This window comes from Streptomyces inhibens (assembly GCF_003389455.1).
Taxonomy (GTDB): Bacteria; Actinomycetota; Actinomycetes; order Streptomycetales; family Streptomycetaceae; genus Streptomyces; species Streptomyces inhibens.
In genome coordinates, this window is record NZ_QUAC01000029.1 from 22,660 (window position 1) to 42,551 (window position 19,892).

21 protein-coding genes are annotated in these 19,892 nt (G+C 68.1%); 6 read left to right on the forward strand and 15 right to left on the reverse strand.

What is annotated here, in order from left to right; translation table 11 throughout:
• Nucleotides 1–66: 66 nt before the first annotated feature.
• Together DY245_RS04895 and DY245_RS04900 are read right to left on the reverse strand one after the other, a co-directional pair.
• A complete protein-coding gene (locus DY245_RS04895; protein WP_128503871.1) occupies nt 67–810 on the reverse strand; it encodes a PP2C family protein-serine/threonine phosphatase in 744 nt (247 codons plus the stop codon).
• Between the two features lie 67 nt (nt 811–877).
• Nucleotides 878–2,008 carry a site-2 protease family protein gene (locus DY245_RS04900; protein ID WP_128503873.1) on the reverse strand — a complete coding sequence of 377 codons (1,131 nt, stop codon included), beginning with the start codon at nt 2,006–2,008 and terminating at the stop codon, nt 878–880.
• A gap of 90 nt (nt 2,009–2,098) precedes the next feature.
• Between DY245_RS04900 and DY245_RS04905 the strand changes: the two genes are divergently transcribed.
• Together DY245_RS04905 and DY245_RS04910 are read left to right on the forward strand one after the other, a co-directional pair.
• Nucleotides 2,099–2,386 (forward strand): hypothetical protein, encoded by a 288-nt coding sequence (locus tag DY245_RS04905; RefSeq protein WP_128503875.1) that lies wholly within the window; start codon nt 2,099–2,101, stop codon nt 2,384–2,386.
• 213 nt (nt 2,387–2,599) lie between these two features.
• Nucleotides 2,600–3,001 carry a hypothetical protein gene (locus tag DY245_RS04910; protein WP_128503924.1) on the forward strand — a complete coding sequence of 134 codons (402 nt, stop codon included), beginning with the start codon at nt 2,600–2,602 and terminating at the stop codon, nt 2,999–3,001.
• A 140-nt stretch (nt 3,002–3,141) separates the two neighbouring features.
• Here DY245_RS04910 and DY245_RS04915 read toward each other — a convergent pair whose 3' ends face one another.
• The 3 genes from DY245_RS04915 to DY245_RS04925 all read right to left on the reverse strand — a co-directional run bounded on the left by DY245_RS04915 (nt 3,142) and on the right by DY245_RS04925 (nt 5,661).
• The gene (locus tag DY245_RS04915; protein ID WP_244942834.1) at nt 3,142–3,537 is read right to left on the reverse strand and encodes a hypothetical protein; all 396 of its coding nucleotides are present in this window, start codon (nt 3,535–3,537) and stop codon (nt 3,142–3,144) included.
• A 298-nt stretch (nt 3,538–3,835) separates the two neighbouring features.
• On the reverse strand, nt 3,836–4,534 hold the full coding sequence (locus tag DY245_RS04920) for a transglycosylase family protein (RefSeq protein WP_128503877.1): 699 nt from the start codon (nt 4,532–4,534) through the stop codon (nt 3,836–3,838).
• 362 nt (nt 4,535–4,896) lie between these two features.
• Entirely contained in the window at nt 4,897–5,661 is a 765-nt protein-coding gene (locus DY245_RS04925) for a 4'-phosphopantetheinyl transferase family protein (RefSeq protein WP_128503879.1), read from the reverse strand.
• Nucleotides 5,662–6,041: 380 nt separating this feature from the next.
• On the opposite strand from DY245_RS04925, the gene DY245_RS04930 reads away from it, so the two are divergent.
• Both DY245_RS04930 and DY245_RS04935 read left to right on the forward strand, forming a co-directional pair.
• Nucleotides 6,042–7,172: a sensor histidine kinase gene (locus DY245_RS04930; protein ID WP_128503882.1), complete on the forward strand. Its 1,131-nt coding sequence runs from the start codon at nt 6,042–6,044 to the stop codon at nt 7,170–7,172.
• A gap of 80 nt (nt 7,173–7,252) precedes the next feature.
• Nucleotides 7,253–7,984, forward strand: coding sequence for a response regulator (locus DY245_RS04935; protein WP_128503884.1), 732 nt, complete (start codon nt 7,253–7,255; stop codon nt 7,982–7,984).
• Between the two features lie 474 nt (nt 7,985–8,458).
• Here DY245_RS04935 and DY245_RS04940 read toward each other — a convergent pair whose 3' ends face one another.
• Entirely contained in the window at nt 8,459–8,854 is a 396-nt protein-coding gene (locus DY245_RS04940; protein WP_128503886.1) for a hypothetical protein, read from the reverse strand.
• Nucleotides 8,854–9,063, reverse strand: coding sequence for a hypothetical protein (locus DY245_RS04945; protein WP_128503888.1), 210 nt, complete (start codon nt 9,061–9,063; stop codon nt 8,854–8,856). The genes DY245_RS04940 and DY245_RS04945 overlap by 1 nt, the downstream gene beginning before the upstream one ends.
• Nucleotides 9,064–9,346: 283 nt before the next feature.
• Here DY245_RS04945 and DY245_RS04950 point away from each other — a divergent pair, with 283 nt between their 5' ends.
• Nucleotides 9,347–10,198 (forward strand): helix-turn-helix domain-containing protein, encoded by an 852-nt coding sequence (locus tag DY245_RS04950; protein ID WP_128503891.1) that lies wholly within the window; start codon nt 9,347–9,349, stop codon nt 10,196–10,198.
• A 15-nt stretch (nt 10,199–10,213) separates the two neighbouring features.
• Nucleotides 10,214–10,777, forward strand: a complete 564-nt coding sequence (cyaB, locus tag DY245_RS04955; protein WP_128503893.1) for a class IV adenylate cyclase — start codon at nt 10,214–10,216, stop codon at nt 10,775–10,777.
• A gap of 81 nt (nt 10,778–10,858) precedes the next feature.
• On the opposite strand, the gene DY245_RS04960 is transcribed toward cyaB, so the two are convergent.
• The 8 genes from DY245_RS04960 to DY245_RS48135 form a co-directional block, all read right to left on the reverse strand.
• Nucleotides 10,859–11,287 (reverse strand): hypothetical protein, encoded by a 429-nt coding sequence (locus DY245_RS04960; RefSeq protein WP_128503895.1) that lies wholly within the window; start codon nt 11,285–11,287, stop codon nt 10,859–10,861.
• A gap of 9 nt (nt 11,288–11,296) precedes the next feature.
• Nucleotides 11,297–16,090: a putative T7SS-secreted protein gene (locus DY245_RS47455; RefSeq protein ID WP_280524950.1), complete on the reverse strand. Its 4,794-nt coding sequence runs from the start codon at nt 16,088–16,090 to the stop codon at nt 11,297–11,299.
• A 17-nt stretch (nt 16,091–16,107) separates the two neighbouring features.
• Nucleotides 16,108–16,719 (reverse strand): hypothetical protein, encoded by a 612-nt coding sequence (locus DY245_RS04970; RefSeq protein ID WP_128503899.1) that lies wholly within the window; start codon nt 16,717–16,719, stop codon nt 16,108–16,110.
• Between the two features lie 2 nt (nt 16,720–16,721).
• Nucleotides 16,722–17,144, reverse strand: a complete 423-nt coding sequence (locus tag DY245_RS04975) for an SseB family protein (protein ID WP_128503901.1) — start codon at nt 17,142–17,144, stop codon at nt 16,722–16,724.
• A 276-nt stretch (nt 17,145–17,420) separates the two neighbouring features.
• Nucleotides 17,421–19,280 carry an FAD/NAD(P)-binding protein gene (locus DY245_RS04980; RefSeq protein ID WP_128503903.1) on the reverse strand — a complete coding sequence of 620 codons (1,860 nt, stop codon included), beginning with the start codon at nt 19,278–19,280 and terminating at the stop codon, nt 17,421–17,423.
• Nucleotides 19,281–19,373: 93 nt separating this feature from the next.
• Entirely contained in the window at nt 19,374–19,460 is an 87-nt protein-coding gene (locus tag DY245_RS48125; protein WP_218039239.1) for a class III lanthipeptide, read from the reverse strand.
• 105 nt (nt 19,461–19,565) lie between these two features.
• A complete protein-coding gene (locus DY245_RS48130) occupies nt 19,566–19,652 on the reverse strand; it encodes a class III lanthipeptide (RefSeq protein ID WP_218039239.1) in 87 nt (28 codons plus the stop codon).
• Nucleotides 19,653–19,779: 127 nt separating this feature from the next.
• Nucleotides 19,780–19,866: a class III lanthipeptide gene (locus tag DY245_RS48135; protein ID WP_199838955.1), complete on the reverse strand. Its 87-nt coding sequence runs from the start codon at nt 19,864–19,866 to the stop codon at nt 19,780–19,782.
• Between the last annotated feature and the right edge of the window lie 26 nt (nt 19,867–19,892).

Sequence of the window (19,892 nt, forward strand, 5' to 3'; positions counted from 1 at the left end):
GCTTCCCGGAGGACCGGCGACCCGTCCGCCCGGCTCTGGGCCCCACTCGTCGCCCCACGCGTCGCCCTACCCGCCGATGCCGATCAACGCCAGCGTGATGTTGTCCGGGCCGCCCGCCTCGATGGCGGATTTCCACAGTTCGAAGGCGGCCCGGCCGCCGTCATGGGCCCGTAGCAGGTCGTCGAGCGCATCCTCCGGCACGGGGTCGGTCAGACCGTCGGTGCACACCAGGTAGCGGTCGCCGGCGGACAGCGGCGAGGTCATGACGTGCGGGGTGATGGCGCTGAACTCGGGAGCGCCGCCGAGCGCCTGGGTGACCAGGGAGGTGGTGCGCCGTCCCGGTGCCAGTGGCGGGCTGTCGTCGACGCTCACCTGGCGAAGGCCGTGCTCGGTCGCATCGAGCACCCGGCTGTCGCCGACGTTGAACACCAGCAGCGACTCCGACAGCACCACGGCGCCGGCGACCGTGGTGCCCATGGTGATCAGCTCCGGGTCGCGGTCGGCGGCCGCGTACACCGCGTGATTGCAGAGGCCCAGGGCGTCACGGACGGCCTCCTCGCTGTCCAGTGACGGACCGCAGGAGGCCAGCTGCCGGACGGTCAGGGCGCTGGCCACCTCGCCGGCCGGCTGTCCGCCGATACCGTCGGCGACCGCGACGACGAGCGGTGTGCCGAGCGGGAACACCAGCGTCTGCGGGTTCTCGGTCACGGTGCCGCACAGCGTCCACGGACTGACCACAAGGCTGTCCTCGTTGTGATCGCGGAGCAGCCCGGGGTGGCTCAGGGCGGTCACGGTGATGTACGACGGCATAGCTGTCTCCCGCCTCTCTGCGGGCGGCGGCAGGGGCGTCCCGTAACACCATTGTGGCGCGCGGCGCTCAGTCGGGCCCCTTCCCGCCCAGCGTGTGCCGCCGCATGAGCCGGGAGATGTCCTTCCCGGTGACGATCCCCACCAGGCGGTTCCCGTCCACGACGAGGATGCGTGCGCCGGTACGCAGGCTGATCCGGTCGACCGCCTCGCTCAGCTGCTCGTCCGGAGCGGCCACCGCGCACTGGGAAAGCGGGATCGCCACCTCGCGCACCCGCACGGTCTCCCGGCTCGCCGGCGGTATCGCCGCGAGCCTGCGGATCTGCACCATTCCGCTGGCGCGGCCTTCGAAGTCGAGCAGCGGCAGGGCGGAGTGGTGCGTGTCCACCGCCACCTCGTCGATGAAGCGCTGGACGGTCAGCCAGTCGGCGCCCGTGGTCACCGGGCTGGACATCGCCTCGGCCACCCGTACCCCGCGCAGTGCCGTGTGGAGTGCGGCGCGCCGCCGTTCCGCCCCGGCGACGACCATGATGAACAGGCCGACGAAGACGATCCACAGTCCGCCCGGCGCCCCGCGCAGTACGGAGATCCAGCCGACGGCCACCATCAGCACACCCATGATCTGGCCGCCCCGGGAGGCCGCCAGATCCGCCCGCTCCCGGTCTCCGGTGCGCCACCACAGCGCCGCCTGCAGCACCCGTCCGCCGTCGAGCGGCACGGCGGGCAGCAGATTGAACACGGCCAGGAACAGATTCGCCCAGCCCAGCCACATCAGGACGACGGCGGGCACCGCCCAGCCGCCGAGCCCCTGCAACCCGACGCCGACTCCGAGGGCGGCCCCTCCGATGACCAGGCTGGCGAGCGGCCCGCTGACCGCCACCGCGAAGGCCGCCGCGGCGGTCTGCGGGCGCCCCATCCGCGTCGTGCCACCCAGCGCCCACAGCGTCACGTCCTCGACGTTGATCTTCTTTCTCCGGGCGATCGCGGCATGCGCCGTCTCGTGCAGCAGCAGGCTGCCCGTGAGCAGCGCGGCCCCGACGACACCGGCGACGGCGTAGACGGCATCCGAGCGCCCCGGAGTCCATACGGGGAGGGCCTGGCGGCCGAGTCCGTACGCGAACAGGCCCACCAGCAGCGGCACACTCCAGTGCATCCGCAGCGGCACCCCGACAACATGTCCGATGCGGACCGAGCCGTTCATGGTGGTCTCCTGCGCTCACCACAATTGTCGCTCGCGGAATCTACGCTGGAGGTACGCACGAGGTACGCACGGCACTGCGGGAGGTGCGTCATGGGGCACAGCCACCACTTCCACCTTGATCAAGGCGGACACTCGATCACCGTGAACGTCGGGCCCGGCCGGGACGGCGAGATAGAGCTCCTGGTCAACGGCAAGGTGATCGCGTACCGGAAGGAGCACAGCCCGGGGATGAATGTGCTCAGCGGCGAACTCCCCGACGAGCCCGCACACCCCTTCCGGGTACTGCTGCGCCAGCCGCATCTCATCCCGTCCGTCCCGCGCTGCATGCTGGAGCTGGACGGCGTGGAGCAGCCGATGCCGGAGCGGCTCGTGCTGTGAGCGCGACCGTGAGCCCTCGCGGGCCCGGGGCGGGCCCGCAGCGCTCGGCGCCCTAACGGCTGGAGGGGCCTGGAGTTTTTGGGCCACCCGGCTGATTCTGGTCGCCGAGCGTTTTACTCCCTGCGGGTTGAACGACGATGTGCGTGGTCAGCGGCAGCACGATACGTCTGGCATCGGAACGATGAACAGGCGAGGAGCATCGTGAGAAGAATTGTGCGGGCGGGAAGCGTCGTCGGGGCATGCGGACTGGTGTTGATCGGCACCGGAGTCGCGCACGCCGTGACCATTCCGGGTGAGTCCCTGCTGTCGGCCGTGGCGGGCGCCGATGTCGGCACCATCACCGGCATGGTCTCCGGTGTGGTCTGCAACAACCGCCTTGCCGACTTCCATTACAAGTCTCCGGTGTACAAGTCGCCGTCGCCGCACCCCTGCATCAACGGGCCGGTACACAGCGGCAACAGCCTGCACAGCGGCAACTTCATCAACCACGGGAACCCGAACAACAGCGGCAACCTCTCCAGCACCAACGGTTCCACCAACAGCGCCAACTCCGCCTCGGGTGCCTCGTCGAACAGCAGCAACAACATCCTTCGCGTCCTCGGCCTGCACTACTGACACCGTCCCGCCCGACACGACGATCGCCCGGCGAGAACCGCCGGGCGATCGTCGTTTTTTCCTCCCCCGATGCCGCCACCGGCCGCGAACGCCTCCGGCCCCGGTGGGCACCGGGGCCGAAGGTTGGGATCAGCGTGGGGTCAGAGCTTCTGCCCTCCGCCGCGTCCGGCCTTCAGCTGGTTGTTGTTGGCCTTCACCTTGACGCCGTTCGTCTCGTCGTGCGCCTGGGTGTTTCCGTTGTCGTTGGTCGGGCTGCCGCTGTTGCTGTTGTTGCCCGACATATGGATGTTCTGCGAGTTCCTGACGTTTCCGCTGTTCACCGGCCCATTGACACAGACCCTCGCCCTGGGCCCGCAGCGAAGCACGGCGCGGAAGTCGGCGTAGGTGTCGCTGTTCCACACACCGTCCCCGCCGTACCCGTCGAGCCCGTCCCACGCCTGGGCGGGCGACGCGCCGCCGACGGCCAGGAGCAGGCCGCAAGCTCCTGCGATCATGAATTTGACGCATGCCATGTTCTTCACTGTGTGCTCCTGCACCTCGCGGTTGGTAACCCCGCGGTCTTGCTACCGGGCATGCCCGAATCGTCCAAGTCTGAGCAACGGCCCGTCCCACGCATTCACTCTGACCGATCACCGGATTCACCGTGACGGCCCTCCGGCCCGCCGCTCCGGCGGCACCGGCCTGCCCGGATCCGCCTCCCCGCGGCCTCGGGTAAATGGCCCACGAAGGACTGGGACTCCTGGTGTGCCGCGGCGGACACCGACCCGGAACCGGCCGGCCTCCTGGCCGTACGCCGCAGCCGGCCTCCTGGCCGTACGCCGCAGCCGCCCGCCCTCACGCCCGCAGGCGCAGCCGCTGTCCCGGGTAGATGTGGTCGGGGCCCTGGGGGAGCTTGTCCTTGTTCAGGGTGTGCAGGGCCTTGGTGCCGCCCGGGGCGTGGGTGCGTTCGGCGATGACGGAGAGGCAGTCGCCGCGGTGTACGACGTAGCTGTGGGCGGCGGCGCCGGGCGTGGACGGGCGGCTGCGCAGTGTGGGGGTCTGCTGCGGGGACGGTGCGGCCGAGGGGTCCTGGCGGGTGGTGGGGGGCTGCTGGGCGGTGGGCGGCTGCTGGGCGGTGGGCGGCTGCTGGGCGGTGGGCGGCTGCTGGGCGGTGGGCGCGGTGTTGCCGCCGTAACTCTTGCCGGAGGTGCGGTGGGCGCAGTTCGGCCAGGCGGACAGCCCCCGGTCGCGGACGATGCGCTCGCCGATGGCGATCTGCTCGGCGCGGGTGGCCAGGTCCGCGCGCGGCGCGTAGCGGCTGCCGCCGTACGCGCGCCAGGTGGCGGGGTCGATCTGCAGACCGCCGTGGTAGCCGTTGCCGGTGTTGGTGTGCCAGCGGCCGTTGCTCTCGCAGGCGGCGATGCGCTCCCAGTCGGGTGCCGGTGGGCCGGCGGGCGCCGCGACGCTCCGGCCGGCGAGACCGAGGACGCTCAACATGACCAGCAGCACGGACAGGATCGTTTCGACGGACCGTTTGGCGAGGGGCGACGGCATGACGGGAACCTCCGCTGTGCTCCGGCAACGCCGTGACGGAGTACTCGCCACGACCGGTGGGCACGCACCAACTAACCCGGCAATATGGTTTTCGGCATGCCTGGGAAGTGCGACATGCGCATGTTTCACCCGGGTGGGTGCAGGGCCGGGGTTCCGGTAACTCCCTCGCCCGATGGCCGTGTGGAAGCGGAAGGCAGCGGGTCTCCACCTCGCTCAAGGTGATGCCGGCGCCCTGAGTCGCCTGCGGCCGCCCGCAGTCGTCCCACGTCAGGGTTCGAATTCAAGCCAATTCAAGCCAATTCACTTCGGCAGTAGTGAATTCGTGAGCGTACGGCCGGCGGCTGCGCTGTGGAAACGGGCATTTACCTGACCGAATAGGCGAAGGACGGGGTGAGGGAGAGCGGTTCCGGGATCGCGACGGCGAACTCGTAGGAGGGGGAGAAGGTGAAGTTCCTTACCAAGACCGGCACTTCGATGCCATAGGGGCCGGGCACGGCGACCGTTCCGTGGTCGGTGGGGAAACCGGCCTCGATGCGCTCGGGGGCGATGGACAGACCGCGGCCGACGGCCTGCATGGCGGCGTCCTTGCGCACCCAGAAGCGGGTGATCAGTCGTTCGCGCTCGGCGGCCGGGCGGCCTGCCGCGATGCGGGATTCATGGGCGGTCAGCACCTCGCACGGGGTGTGCGGCGCTGAGCTCTCGGGGCGTACCGACTCCACCGAGAAGCCCATCTGACGGGCGTCTTCACCGCACGCCACGACCAGCAGGCCGCGGGTTCCGTACAGCTCCCAGTGGGTGGCGGTGGCCATCGCGGCGCTCACCCGGTCGGGGAGCCGGGCCAGCAGCCAGCTGCGGGAAGCGCCGTCGAGAGTGGCTCGGGAATGGCCGTTGAGACCCAGACAGCTGTCCGGGGACAGCGCGCTGCCGGATCCGCCGGGCGGGGCGGAATCCATGGGGACCACGAATATCAGGACGGGGGTGGATACGAAGTCCGGGCGGTCGTACGGCTGCGGGTGCGGGTGCGCGAGCGGTGCCAGGCGGACCTGGGCGGGGTGTTGCCGGTGGTCAGGAACGTCCTGGTCAAGGGGTTCCGGACAGAGTTCGAGAAGAGCGGCGTTCGTTTCCACGTACTTTCCGTCCTCCACAGTTGAGCGGTGCCGAGGCCGCACTGGGTGAGTGACAGGCCGTCATACAGTTGGTGTCTCCCCCTTTTTCGCCTACATCGATCGATACAGACAGCCCAAGGTTTGCAGATCCTCCGGATCCTTCGAGTCATCCCTCTTGCTGATGTACGGCTACATACTTCGATGTACGGGAGACTGACCCAAATTCGGGCGCCAGGGCCAAGAGAACGGGCAACTCACCGAAGTACTGTCCTCGTGTGTGGTTACGTCTTTTCACAAGCACGAACGCGCGCCGCCGCCCCATACCGCTCCGTGACCTCAGATTGGCAGTGGGTTTCTTCGCCGGCTGTCTGATCCTGTATGTCCTTGGCGGACCACGGGTCATGGGGGGTGACATCCCTGCCTGGCAGGCAGTCCTGCCGGTGCTCGTGCTGTGTACCGCGACCGCTTTCCGCAGCGCCCTGCCGCCGATCGCGGTCGCCGTCGGCTCCCTCACCGTCATTGTGGAGATGACATCGAGCGGCGGTCTGGGACCCGTCCTCATTTATACCGACCTGCTGTACGCGGCGGCACTGTACGGCGCCCCATGGCTGTGCCGGGTACTGCAGTTCGGGACCGTCGCGGTCACCCTCGGCACCACCATCGCGCTGATCGCCATCAGCGACCGCTCGGAGGGGGTGACGACGGGTGTCATCGTCGCGATGCTGCTCATCTCCCCCGTATGGACAGGGGTGTTGATACGGAACCACAAGGAGCGGGCGGACGCCGAGCGGCAGCGTGCCGCGCAGATCAACCGGCTGGCGGAGCTGGACCGCAAGACCGTGCTGCAGACCGAGCGCACCCGTATGGCCCGTGAGCTGCACGATCTGGTGGCCAACCACCTCAGCGCCATCGCCATTCACTCCAGCGCGGTGCTCTCGCTGACCGAGGCGAAGGGCGGTAAGGACGGCGACGCCGAGGAGGACCCGGTGTTGCGGGCGCTGTCCGTGATCCGCGAGAACAGCGTGCAGGGGCTGGCCGAAATGCGCCGGATGGTGGTGCTGTTGCGGTCCGACCGCGGGGTCGACGACGACTGGGACCGGCCGCAGCTGAACGCCCTGGGGGCACTGGTCGAACAGGCCCGGCCGGCCGCCGACGCGGCGGCGCTGTCGCTGCACACCGAGTTCCCCGAGAGCTTCCCCGAGGTGTCGTCGGTGATCGAGGTGACGGCGTACCGCATCGTGCAGGAGGCGCTGACCAATGTCCTCAAGCATGCCTCGGCGGGGCGGGTGCGGATCCGCTGCGAGGCCGGCACCGAGCAGCTGACCATCTCGGTCGACAGCCCGCTGGCCCGCGCCGACGGCCGGTCCCGGCAGCGCCCCGTCGAGCAGTTGCTCACCGGCGCGGGCGCCGGGCTCGCCGGGATGTCCGAGCGGGCCGCCCTGGTCGGCGGCATCTTCGACGCGGGACCCGACCGCACCGCCCCCGGCCGGTGGCGGGTGCGGGCGGTGCTCCCGCTGACCCAGAACTCCTAGGGCAGGCCCTGGGACCCATGACGGGGGCGGTGATGAGAGAGGTGGAGCAGCCAGTGGAGCAGCCAGTGAAGGAGCTAGTGATGGACGAGCCGGTGGACGAACTGGTGGGGTGCCCGGTGGGAAGGTCTCCCGAAGCCGGTGCCGCGGGCATCCGCGTCCTGGTGGCCGACGACCAGGCCGCCGTGCGCTCCGGCCTGGTCCTGGTCCTGCAGACCGACCCGGGCATCACGGTCGTCGGCGAGGCCGGCGACGGCGAGACGGCGGTCCGCATGGCCGCCGAACTACGCCCCGACGTCGTCCTGATGGACGTCCAGATGCCACAGCTCAACGGCGTCGCCGCAACCCGCCGGATCGTCGAGCGTCAACTCGCCGAAGTACTGGTCCTGACCACCTTCGACCTCAACGAGTACATCTTCGGAGCACTCCGGGCCGGCGCCGGCGGCTTCATCCTCAAAAACGCCGAACCGGCCGTACTGGTCAGCGCGGTGCGCGAGGTGGCTCACGGCGACGGCTTCCTCACCCCCGCCATCGCCCGCCGCCTGATCACCGAGTTCGCCGGCCGGCCCCCCTCCGCGAGCCCCTCACTGCCGGACGGCGCGGCCCAGGCCCTCGACACCCTCACCAAACGCGAGCTGGAGGTCCTGGCCTGCATCGCCCGCGGCCTGGCCAACAGCGCCATCGCAGAAACCCTCAACCTCGCCGAGGGCACCGTCAAAACCCACACCAGCCGCATCCTGTCGAAACTGAACCTGCGCAGCCGCGTACAGGCGGCGATTCTGGCGCAGCAGCACGGGGTTGCGTTACGGGAGTAACGACCACGGCACGGGCCCGGGGGGTGCTGCTCCCCGGCGCCCCGGCCGGCCCCGCCCGTGTCGACGCCAGCCGTGTCAACAACGGCCGTGTCCACGCCAGCCGCGTCGACGACGGCCCACGCCAGCCGCGTCGACGACGGCCGTGTCCACGCCAGCCGTGTCCACGCCAGCCGCGTCGGCGACGGCCGCGTCTATGCCGGCTGTGTCGATGCCAGTCCTGTCCACACCGCCCCTGCCCTCACAGCCCACCCCCGGCTTCCTGCGCCCGATCGGACCGGACCCGCCCACCGAGCCTGCGCAGAAACCCTGCCTGATCCCCCTCGGTCAGCTCATCCACCCACGCAGTACGGCCCTTGCACTCCGCACGCACACCATCAAGCAGCCGGTACAGCTCCCGCTGACTCACGTGCCGTCCCCAAGCCTCCTCCGCCCAGTAGCGCAGCCGCGACCACGCACCCGTAACCCGTGCCCGGCTCATCCGAACGCCTCCGCCGGGAGCCGCGGCCCGCCGCGGTCGCCGTCGTCCAGGGCCTCATCACCGTCGTCCAGGGCGTCATCGGCATCGTCCACGACGGGGCCGTCGTCGTCCGACGCGGGCAGGAGGCCGCCCCGGCTCTCCGCCACCCGGCGCACGTTGGCGAGGACCGTGGTCAATTCAACGGCCAGTAGGTGCAGTTCTCCGGGCGTCCACGTCCGCGCATCAAGGACTCGGCGCGCTTCCTCGATGAGTTCGGCGGCTTCGTCAAGCTGCGCCGCCTCCACGTCATCAGCAAGACGGGACACGAACCCCGTCCCATCGCCTGCCAGGAAACACGGCTTCCCGTCCGGGCTCAGCCACGGCAGGAGCCGCATGGTGTCAGTGGGTCTCATCAGCCCGCCACCTCCACCCCGGGAATCCAGCCCGGCCCGGCGTCGCCCCCGTGCGCTGCGAACCACAGCGCCCGCTGACGCCGCCCATACTGCAACCGCCGCTCCTGCCGCTCCCCCGGCGTGAGGACGTACGGCCGGATCAGGGCCGCGTCCTCCCCTCGCAGCAGCCCCGCCCGCCCGGCGGGCACGCAAGGAAGCACGAGTGTCACTGCCTCCTCGCACCTCACGGCGTGCAACGAGCCGGCGGACCGGTGACGCCCTCGCGCGGGCAGTAACAGCCGCACCAGCAGCACGGCCAGGCTCGCGATAGTTTGGGGCACGTCGTCAACCTCCCGGGGTTGATGGCCATTCCCCCGGGCCGTCGCCACGGTCGCGGGGGTCTGTCGTACTCGTTTGGTCAGGATTCCGCGCAAGGACGGCATGGGCCCATATCCCGGCGGTAATCTCACCGTGAGATGACTCTTCATCCCACCGCGATACCGGGGGAGAATCATGGCGACGGCACTCGCACCAATCGCATTGCCCGAGTGGGCTTGGCAGCGGACCGAAGTTCGCGAAGCCTTACGGGAACGCGACATAGGCGCGGTGTTCCGCCGCGTCCAGCAATACGGCGGGGCGAGCCAGGCCAGGATTGCCACAGCTGTAGCCATGACACAGGCCCGGGTGAACGAGGTCATCAACGGACGACGAGAGATCACGCGCCTTGACGTGTACGAGCGGATCGCAGACGGGCTGAACATGCCTGACGACGCCCGGCATTTGCTCGGCCTTGCACCGGCGCGTGACACGCGCAGCGGCGAGCGGGCGTTCGATCTGGCCACATTCCCGGAAGTCGTCCAGGTGTATGCCACTCAAGCCGCCGCCTCCCAGGACATCCAGCAACTTGCCGCGTCAGCTCGACAGTTGGACGTCCTGGCCGTGCGCGGACTCGGCCTTGTCGGCCTGAAGGACTCCCTGCTCCGTTCGTCACTCACTCGGCGAGAAGGGCAGCAGACACTGCAACTTCGCGTGTTGTTGCTTGACCCTGGATCGCCCGCCCTTGCCGTGCGCGCGGCCGAAATCGGGGAATCAGCTGAATCGCTCGCCAGCGGCGTCAAACTGGCCGAGGCTCGCTTGCGTGAGCTGTCGAGCGTTTGCGACCTTCAGGTCTACCGCTACGAGATGCGTCCAACATGGCGCATTATCAGGCTGGACGACACTCTGTTCGTCTCGTCCTTCGATGTCGGCTGGGAAGGACACGAATCGGCTACCTACAAGGTGATGGAGACGCCAAACGGCCCGCTGTATCGAGGGTTTCAGCGAATGTTCACGTCCATGGTCGAAACAGGAAACCGAACCGTCTGAGCGGAGGATCGTGCGGTGATTGAAGCAGAGCTGAAAGCACGTGTCCACGACCCCGAGTACGTCAGGGGGCAGCTTGACCGATTGGTGGAGGGGCGGGCCGAGGTCTATCAAGACACCTACTATGACGACCCGTCGGGAAGCCTCGGCTCACAGGATCAAGAATTGAGGGTCCGCACGATCCACGGGCCGAACTCGACACGATCCCTTCTCACATACAAGGGCGCCCGGATTGATTCGACTTCCGGCTCGAAGCCGGAGCACGAAACGCGCGTGGACAACCCGGAGGCCGTTCACGCTATGTTGCACGGACTCGGATACGTACCGGCAATCTCATTCCAGAAACGATGCCAGAACTACGAGTTCAGTTCTCATGGGCGCAGCTTTCTCGCCACGCTGGTCCAAGTTCCGGAGATCGACGGAACTTTTCTGGAAGTCGAGACCATGGTTCCGGAAGAGAAAGAACTCTCATCAGCGCTTGACGATGTCCGCTCCACCATGGGTGAACTCGGCATCCACACAGACGACTTCACGACAGAGCTCTACACAGACGCCGTAGCAGCCCGGCGTGCCACGAGATGACGGGCGTACCCGACTCGTGCGGAGAGATCGCCTCCAATCGCCTCACCGGCCACATCCGATGATCTTGCCAGCAACACCAATTCAAATGATCTGTTCAGAAAATGGGCGTCCCACTTGACCCCATTTGAATGAATAGTCCGAGGTAGCCGGGGTGAAATCTACTCGAATTCCGATGTCGGGAAGGCCGAATTCTTGACGCAGCCACCCATCCATTGTCAGCGCTGCGACCTCCGGGCGATAGTCGCTCAAGGGGTAACTGTAAGAACAGACTTTGATGGCAATGCCGTCAGGACGCAATGCAGATAGACGCTCGGCATGAAGCGAAAGTCCGAACGATAGCCATGCGCAGTCCAACCAGTGCAACCCTTGACTCGGCATGATTAGCAAAACATTTCGATGAATCAGGACACTGCCGGCTCGATCGTCGGGAGCAGGAATTGCATCGGCGGCCAAGTCGGCCGCCAGGCCGCCTACAGCAGTGCGCTTGCGGTACTTGAAAACGTTGCCCATGATTGCACCTTAATCTCGAAACTTCAGCAAGTGGAATATGGACTTATTGAAGTAATGCTCATACCCCATTCCAGTGTGGCCCCGTATGTATTCGTAGTCGTGCGGCACTCCGTCTCCGTACAGCCGGCTATGCCGATCCACGAAATCCTCAGCTTGACTGGGGCTCATGTCAACGATGTCTGCCTTGCGCATAGCTGCGAAATCATCTGCGGTCACCCTGAAGGTTAGGATTTCAACATCAGCTCCGCGTCCACGCAAGCGTTCGGCATAGCTCTCAGCTTCAGCTCTGGATCCCCATGAATATACGCCTTCTCCATATTGCCCCCTAATGTCCTCAGTCGGCCATGGTGTGCCGTCTCCCCGCAGGCGATGTGCGTTCGCAGGATCTTGCACAGTGTGGAATTCGTGATGGCATGGACTTAGCCCGAGGGGGTCGGTCCAAGTATGGGGGTTCTGGACGTAAGCGACGGGGTTGGGAGCCGGTTCGAGGCCGAGGGGGTCGGGGCTGAGGTAGCGCGCCGTCGTAGGATCGTATTGGCGGTGGAAGTTGTAGTGGAGCTGAGTCTCGGCGTCGAAGTATTGCCCGGGCAAGCGAAGTGGCGTGTGCGCTGTAGCTGTGCGGTTCCAGGTCGTGGTGCCCCAAAGCGTGGCCTTGGTATTCCAGGCGAGAGCGCCATCCTCTGAAACTAGTTCCGTAGGTGTGCCGACGAGGTCGGTGACGATTGCGAAGAAGCGTTGGTCGATGACCTGCTGGCGTGCATGGGTCAGGTCTGCGGTTGTCGTCTTGCGTTCAGTTTGGGTGAGAGGGGTGAGCCCTTGGTGGTCCCAGGTAAGGGCTATAGATTCGGGAGCGCCTGCGGTGTGAGTGGTTTGTTCAGTGAGTGTGGGGCCGTTCCAGGTGAAGTCGGTCTGTTCGAGGACTGTTCTCCCGTCGGGGGCCAGACGCTGTTTGGCTATTCGGCGTCCGGATGGGTCGTAGAGGTAGCGCCACGTCGTACCGTCCGGTGTGACCACTGATGTAAGGCGGTCTTCGGTGTTCCAGGTGTAGTGCCAGGTGTCGGGTTTGCGGGAGAGGCGGGTTTTTTGGCGGAGAACGACGCGGCCGAGAGGGTCGTGTTCGTAGCGGATGCGGCCGGCGCGGGTGATGTTGGTGCCGGTGTAGGTGCGGTCGCCTCGGGCTGAGGGGTTGGCGTGGTGGTCGGGCCAGGTGGCATGGGTTTGGTTGCCGGCTTCGTCATAGGCGTAGGTCTCGGTCCAGTCGGTGGCGTGGACAGCGGTGACGCGACCGGCGCGGTCGAGGTCGAAGGTGCGGGGGCCGGTGTGGGAGTCGTCGATGGCGATGAGGTTGCCATCGGGGCGGTACGTGTAGGCACGGTAGAGGCGGCGTTGGGCTTCGGCGACGGGGTTGGGCGCTTGGGCTGTTCCCGGAGGGGATTGAAGGGTGCCAGTGCCTGCGGTGGTGAGGGATTGGGTGGACAGACGGCCGGTGGGGTCCCAGGTGTTGGTGAAAGTGAGGTGGTCACCGATGCTGCGGCTGAGTTCTTGGCCGGCGGCATCGTGGTCAAAGGTGAGGGTGTGAACGCCTGTGTTGAGGGCGGTGCGGTTGCCGGCCGGGTCGTAGGTGTAAGTGGTGGTGTGGCCGGTGGGGGTGGTGCGGGAGGTACGGCGGCCCAGGGCGTCGTAGGTGAACGTCATGGTGCGGCCGTTGACCGTTTCCGCGGTAACGCGCCCCAGGATGTCGCGGGTGTAGGTGACGGTGGCGTCCGGGTTAGCCGCCTGGAGGAGCTGGCCGGTTGGGGACTGGGTGTAAGTGGTGGTCAGTCCAGCGGCGTTCTTCTCGGTAATGCGGCCGAGCGTGTCGCGGGTATAGGTGGTGGTCTCGCCGAGGGTGTTGGTGCGGGTGACCAGTTGCCCGGCGAGGTCGTGGGTGTAGGTGAGGGTGCGGTCGTCGAAGTCCGACTCGGATATCAAGCGGCCAGCTGGATCGTAGGTGTAGTTCCAGGTCAGGCCTTGGGGGCTGGTGACCTGGGTGAGTCGTAGTTCGGTGTCGTGGGTGAACTCGTGGCGGCTGCCGTCGGGGTCGGTGCGGGCCGTGAGCACGTCGAAGTGGCCGTATTCGAAGTGAGTGGTCTGGCCGATGGCGTTGGAGTGGGTGAGGCGGTTGCCCTCGCCGTCGTAGGTCCATTCCTCCGTGGCGCCGGTGGGATCGATGCGGACAGCGAGTTTCCCCGCGACAGACCAGATGTAGTGGGTGGTCTCGCCCAGGGGGTTGGTGAAGGACGTGGTGCGGCCGAAGGCATCGCGGCGGTAGTGGGTCGTGGCGCCGAGAGGGTCGGTGACTGATACCGGGAGGCCGGCTTTGTTGCAGTAGAGACGGGTGGTGTTGCCGAGGGCGTCGGTGATCGAGGAGAGGTGGCCTCGGGTGTCATGGGTGTAGGTGGTGGTGGCGCCGGTGGGGTCGGTGGTTGAGGTGCGGTTGCTGCCAGCGTCGTAGGTGTAGGTCCAGGTGGTGCCATCCGGCCCAGTGACGGTCAGAGGCAGGCCGAGCTCGTTGTAGGTGGTCGTGGAGGTCGTGCCGTCGGGGAGGGTGACGGCGGTGGGACGGCCCTGGTCGTCGTAGGTGATGTGGGTGGTGCGGCCCAGAGGGTCGGTGGTGGCCAGGATGCGGTGCTTGGTGTCGCGGACGGTGCGGGTGGTGGCGCCGGTGGGGTCGGTGGTCGCGACTATCTGGTGGTGGTCGTTGACCTGGTAGGTGATGACCTGGCCCAGGGAGTTGCGGTGCAGGTTGGTGCGTAGCCCTGTCCCTGGGTCGGGGTCGCCCCAGGTGAAGTTGGCGCGGAGGTGGCCTTCGATGCCGCCTTGTGAGGTGCAGCGGTCCGCTTCGTCGTAGGCGTAGTGGTAGCTGCTGTTGTTGGTGTCGGTCCAGGAGGTGATGCGGCCGGCTTCGTCGTAGGTGAAGCGGAGGGGGAGGCCGGAGGCGTTGGTGACGGTGGTGAGGTTGCCCAGGTCGTCGTAGCCGTAGGTGACCAGGAGTTGGTCGCTGCCGTCGGGGGCGGCGCCGGCCAGGTGGAGGGCGGTGATGCGGCCCTGGTCGGTGGTGAGGAGGAGGCGGTAGCCGGCGCTGTGGGTGATGGCGGTGGGGGTGCCGTCTTCGGTGTAGTCGAAGGTGTGGTGGTTGCCGCGGCGGTCGGATATCTCGTCGAGGACGGCGAGGTTTTCGGTGTAGGTGGTGAAGTAGCGGCGGGTGCCGGTGACCGGGTCGGTGAGGAGGTAGTCGCCGTCCGGGGTGAGTTCGAGGGGTGCGCCGTCGCCCTCGATGGGGAGGGTGGGGACGCCGACCGCGGGGTGGGGGTAGAGGAGGAAGTTGCCCTCTTCGCCGATGAGGATGACGCCCTCGGCGTCGATCTCCAGGCGCTGGTCGACGGTGGACATCCAGGTCGGGCCGAACCAGCGGCCCTGACGGTAGGACGACTCGAAGGTGCGGGTGAAGGAGAGCGGGAGGCTGCCGGGGAGGGTGATGTCGGTCTGCGGCAGGTGCATGCGGCCGGTGGCCATGTCGATGGGGTCGCTGCCGAAGGTCTTGCACCAGCCGGTGCGAAGCCGGTCCAGGACGGTGCGCTTGCCGCCCTCCTTGGCAGCCGTCCGCGCGGCGGCCTTGGCGGCGTTCTTCGCACCTGCCTTCGCCACCCCCTTGGCCAGTGCGCCCGCGCCCTTGCCGCCGACCGCGTTGACGATCGCAGCGCTGAACGAGTCGAACGGGTCGCTGCCCCAGCCCGAGCCGAGCATGCCCTTGGCCGTGTCGATGGGGTGGAGGCCGGCCTGGGCCAGGCCCATGAGCAGGGTGGCGGTGTTGGCCGAGTACTTCCAGGGGTGGGTGATGTTGTAGGGGTCCAGTGGATTGATCGTCCGGGCCAGCTTGAGGGTGTCGGCCCCGGCCTTGAGAGCGCCGCCGGCCATATGCACGTGCGCGAGGACGAACGCTTCACCGCCGTCCTTGATGGCTGCGCCCGCCAGCTCCGTGAACGCGGGCTTGTCCGGGGCGTGGGCCAAGGCGCCCTTGATGGCGTTACGAGCCCGGTCGGCGGCTTCGTTGCGCTGGCTGCGGGCGTCCTTGAGGATGTCTTCGGCGGCCTCGCGGCCCTCCTTGCCCACGTCGCCGGGGTCGGAGGGAGCCTGCGGTTCGGCGCCCGCGTCGGTGCCCCGTGAGGCGAGGTACTCGTACGCGGAATGACGCTCCCGGTAGCTGTCGTACTGGGACTCGTACGCACTCCGGGCGCGTTCGGCGGCCTGCTGTGCCTTGCGGTACTTCTCGATCGCGTCGACGGCCTTGCCCTGCGCCCAGGTCACCGTCTCCGCATACGACTTCAGGGCCTTGGAGGCGTCGTCGCAGGCATCGGCGGCGTGCATCCACTGCTTGGGGTGCATGTCGAACGCCTCGCGGAAGGCGTCGGCGGCCTTGCCGCTCCAGTGGTGGCCCGAGCCGAGCTTGCGCATGCCGTTGGCGACCCGGTCGAAGGCGGCCGAGAAGTCCTTCAGGTGGGAGGCCGTCTCGTTGATCTTCTCGACGTCGCCGTGGATGAGCTCCTTGGGGTCTTCGGTCTCACCGAGCTGCCGTTCATCGACGTGGGCGCCCAGGGCGCCGGCCAGGTCGGCGCCGGCGGAGCGGACGGCGTGTCCGGCGTCGTCGAGACCGACGGTCTCCAGCGCGTCGCCGGCCAGGTCGGAGCCGTGCTCGACCAGCTCGCCCGCGCCGCGCTCGACGGCATCGGTGAACTTGCTCGCGCCGTCACCTATCGCGTTCAAACCATCGCTGACCCAGCTCACTTGTTGCCACCCCCCTGACCCTGCGCACCCTTCGGCTCGTGGAACTTGGTTGTGACCTCGGCGGGATCGTCGAGCGGGTGGGTGATCCGGTCGGGGATCGAATGGAAGTCTTCGGCGGTCTTGTCGGCCGTATCCACCATCCGCTGATGCGACTCCATCGACTCCTGGGACATCGGGTCGAAGTCGGCGTTGAGGGGGTTGTCCGCGGCGATGTCACCCCAGGACGTCTTGTGCAGCTGCTCGGCTGTCTTGGACGGGTCGCCGATCGCTGCGTTCGCGGTCTGCTTCAGCGTGTCCGAGACGTACTGCTCCTGCTCGTAGTACATGCCGGCGGTGATGCCCAGCTTCTTGGAGAATTCGTTGGCGTCCTGCATCAACGTGCGCACGCCCCAGCCCCAGCGGTCGCAGAAGGAGTCGAGGACGGCGGCCAGGCCGTCGTCGCCGCATTCCATGGTGTCCAGGGATAATTTGTCGAAGCCGCGGCCAAGTTGGGCTTCCAAATCAAAGCCCAGCTCTTTGAGTTCGGCCGTTGCGGCCTTGATGCCTTTGGTGAGCTGCTCGAAAGCCTCAGGCTCGACCTGGTACCCGTCTCCGCCGATCAGACCCATTCCTACGCTTCTCCCCTGTGCCGTGCGGCGTTGTCCGATATTCCAGCCGTCGATACGTCGATGGCGGCGCTGTCGGGGACGATTCCGGCCACCGGCGGGAAGAGCGCGCCCTGTTCACTGCCCGCGTCCAGAGCCACCCCGGTTGGTCCCTCGATGGCGGGAATCAGCACGTCAAGGACTCGGGCACCGGACGCGGTCACGTACTGCCACGCGGTGCCGGGCTCACTGCCGCGGGATAGGGCGAAGCGAGAGAGGGCCTCTTCGTCGGTGAAGGCGTACAGCCAGCGGATGCCGTCCAACTCCGTGGAGAGAAGCGTGTCATTGACCGTCGGAATCAAGACATGTGTGCGCCGGAATTCACCTACCAGCGCGGCTGGATCCGGTTGTCCTGCGTGAACTGCCGCTACCTCGTCGGCCAATGACACAGCGGGCCCCTCCCCCGATTTTCACCTCAACTGCTCGGACCACTCTGGCATACGGCACTGACAACGCCGCCGGAGACACTCGGAGGGGAAACCGGTCGCCGGTTCCTTTTATTTTCAAATAGGGGTGTGAGTGAGTGGGTGATAAATGGGGGGAGTTGGGAGGAGCTGATTACTTTGGGCGGGAATGGCACCGGCCGCGGCGGCCCGATGGGTGGTGGGGGTGACGCCGCTTGCTCAACGCTTCCGCCAGAACGACACCCTCGCCCTCCGCCCTGCTCAGTCGCCGCCGAGCAAGCTGCGTGCGATGGCGTCGTTCTGGCGGAAGTAGACGGCGTTGGTGCCCGGGCGGGGGAACTGGGCCGGGCCCGCGATGATGCGGTCCTGGTGCTCGGTGCCGTACGCGTCGACCGGGTGCAGGCCCGCTCCGGACAGCTGGAGCAGGCCGCTCGGGGTCCCGTCCGCGCCACGTTCCGGCACCAGTTCGCCCCGGGACGTCAGGGCGTGCAGCAGGGGGTCGGCGGTCCGGTCGGGGTCGGGGGGTGCCAGCCGGGCATCGAGGAGGACCCTCGCCTCGTGGACGGTGCCGGGGAGGGCGGGGCCGGTGGCGCGGAAGACAGCAGGGCCGGTGGCGCGGAAGACGGCGGGGCCCGGGGCCCCCTCGGTGCCGGCCGTGATCTCCACCCGCATATCGGGCCCGACGAACGTCACCACCCCCGCCTCCGCCAGCGCCAGCAGCTGCTCGGCGCGCAGTGGCGGCGGGCCCGAGCTGAGGTACGTGCCGATCGCGAAGTGGCCGAGTGCCTCGGTGACTTGGGCGGGATCCAGGTCGCCGGCGCGCCACAGCTCCTCGATGACCGCGCCGACCCGTTGCAGGGCGTCGACGAGTGCGGTCTCGACGCCGCGCGCGGGTCCGGTGCGGCGGTGCAGGACCTCGGCGAGGTGACCGCGCAGTTGCCGCTGGAGGTCGTCGGTGTCGGCGCACCGCAGACCGGCCAGCGGCGCGGCCAGCCGGTCCAGGTCGAATCGGTCCGCGGGGTCGGGCACCGCCTCGCGGGCGAGTTTGGCCAGCCGGTCGGCGTCGGTGATCAGCAGGGCGTACTGGGCGTCGAAGTCCTGCCAGGTCATACGGGTACGGGCGGGCTGCCCGGCGAAGAGGGCGCGGTAGTGGCACCAGCCCAGTTCGGCCAGCACCAGCGGCCAGGCGTCGCGGGCGAAGGAGGCGCCGGACCTGGACAGCCGGGCGCGGCAGGCGTCGACAGTGGCGAAGCGCAGACCAGCGGGCGGGGCGGGCAGGGCCGATGACAAGGGGCGCGCCGGTTTCGGGGGCAGCGGTACGCCGCGGCGGGAGCCCGCGTACAGCCGGGGCTCACGGCCGGAGGGCAGATAGCGCAGCGCGCCGTCGGGGGTGCGGACGAAGCGGCCGCCGCGGCCCTCGGTCAGCAGCGCCAGGCAGTCGATGAAGACCAGGCCGAGGCCGCGGACGACGACGGGCGCGCCGGGCGGGATGCGGTCCAGCGCGTCGGGGTCGGCGGGGCCGGGGCCTATGCGCAGCAGGCCGGGCGGAGTGGGGGCGGCGAGGGTTTCGGTGTGTCCTTGGGCGAAGACCACCCGGTCGGCGAGGAAGGGGGGTTCGCCGGAGTCGAGGATCACCTGTTGGCGGCCGGCCGGCGGTGCGTCCGGGAGCGCCTCGTCGGGGGCCGTCCGTACCAGGTCGATCACTCGCGCGCGATGGACGAACAGCCGTACGGAGGCGGGCCGTTGGCGGGTCACGGTCTCGAAGAAGTGCCGCAGATAGCGGCCCTGGTCACGGCGGGCGGCGTAGGCGCCGTCGTGCAACGGGGCGTCGAGCCAGCCGGCGGTGGTGGGGCCGGGGCGCGGCGGTCCCGCGCAGTCCACGCTCTCGTCGGGGTACATGGTGACGTGCTCGGCGGCGGAGTTCATCCACAGCAGGCCGGGCTGGTCGGTGCGCCAGGTGCGGCCGGCGCCGGGTGGGTACGGGTCGACGATGTGCAGGTCCAGGAGGCACTCGCCGTACAGGGCGGGGACGTTGGCGAGGATCCGCTCGACGATCGAGGCGCCGCGGGGTCCACAGCCGATGACGCAGAGGGAGCGGGCCGGGCCCATGTGGTGGTTCAACTGGCCTCCGTCCGTGGGCCTCCGTCCGTGAAACTCCGTAAAACACAGGGGCCCGGTGGCCCGTGCCGAAGCACGGGACCACCGGGCGCCGTGTCAGCAACCGCCGCTGATCGTGGAGCCGAGTGCCTGAGCGTCACGCTCGCCCGGCACCTCCAGGCCCTGAAGGTCCATGATGGTCATCTACGACACCTCCCTTCCGCGGATCGAAAGACGTGTGTACCGTGGCTACACGGTGTGTGGTGGAGACCGAACACCGTGTGTTGAGGCACTGTGTGGTCAGCTGCGTCAGCAGCCGCCGCTGATGGTGGAGCCGAGCGCCTGAGCGTCACGCTCGCCCGGCACCTCCAGGCCCTGAAGGTCCATGATGGTCATCTACGACACCTCCCTTCCGATGCTTCGTTGTGACGGATGATCACGGTGGTGACGTACCAGGTGCCGTTGCGGGACACCTGGAGCCGGTGGACCGTGCACGATGGTGCGCGGTCCGCCCGGCATCACGTCAGCAGCCGCCGCTGACGGTGGAGCCGAGCGCCTGAGCGTCACGCTCGCCCGGCACCTCCAGGCCCTGAAGGTCCATGATGGTCATTTACGACACCTCCCTTCCGTGGTGCG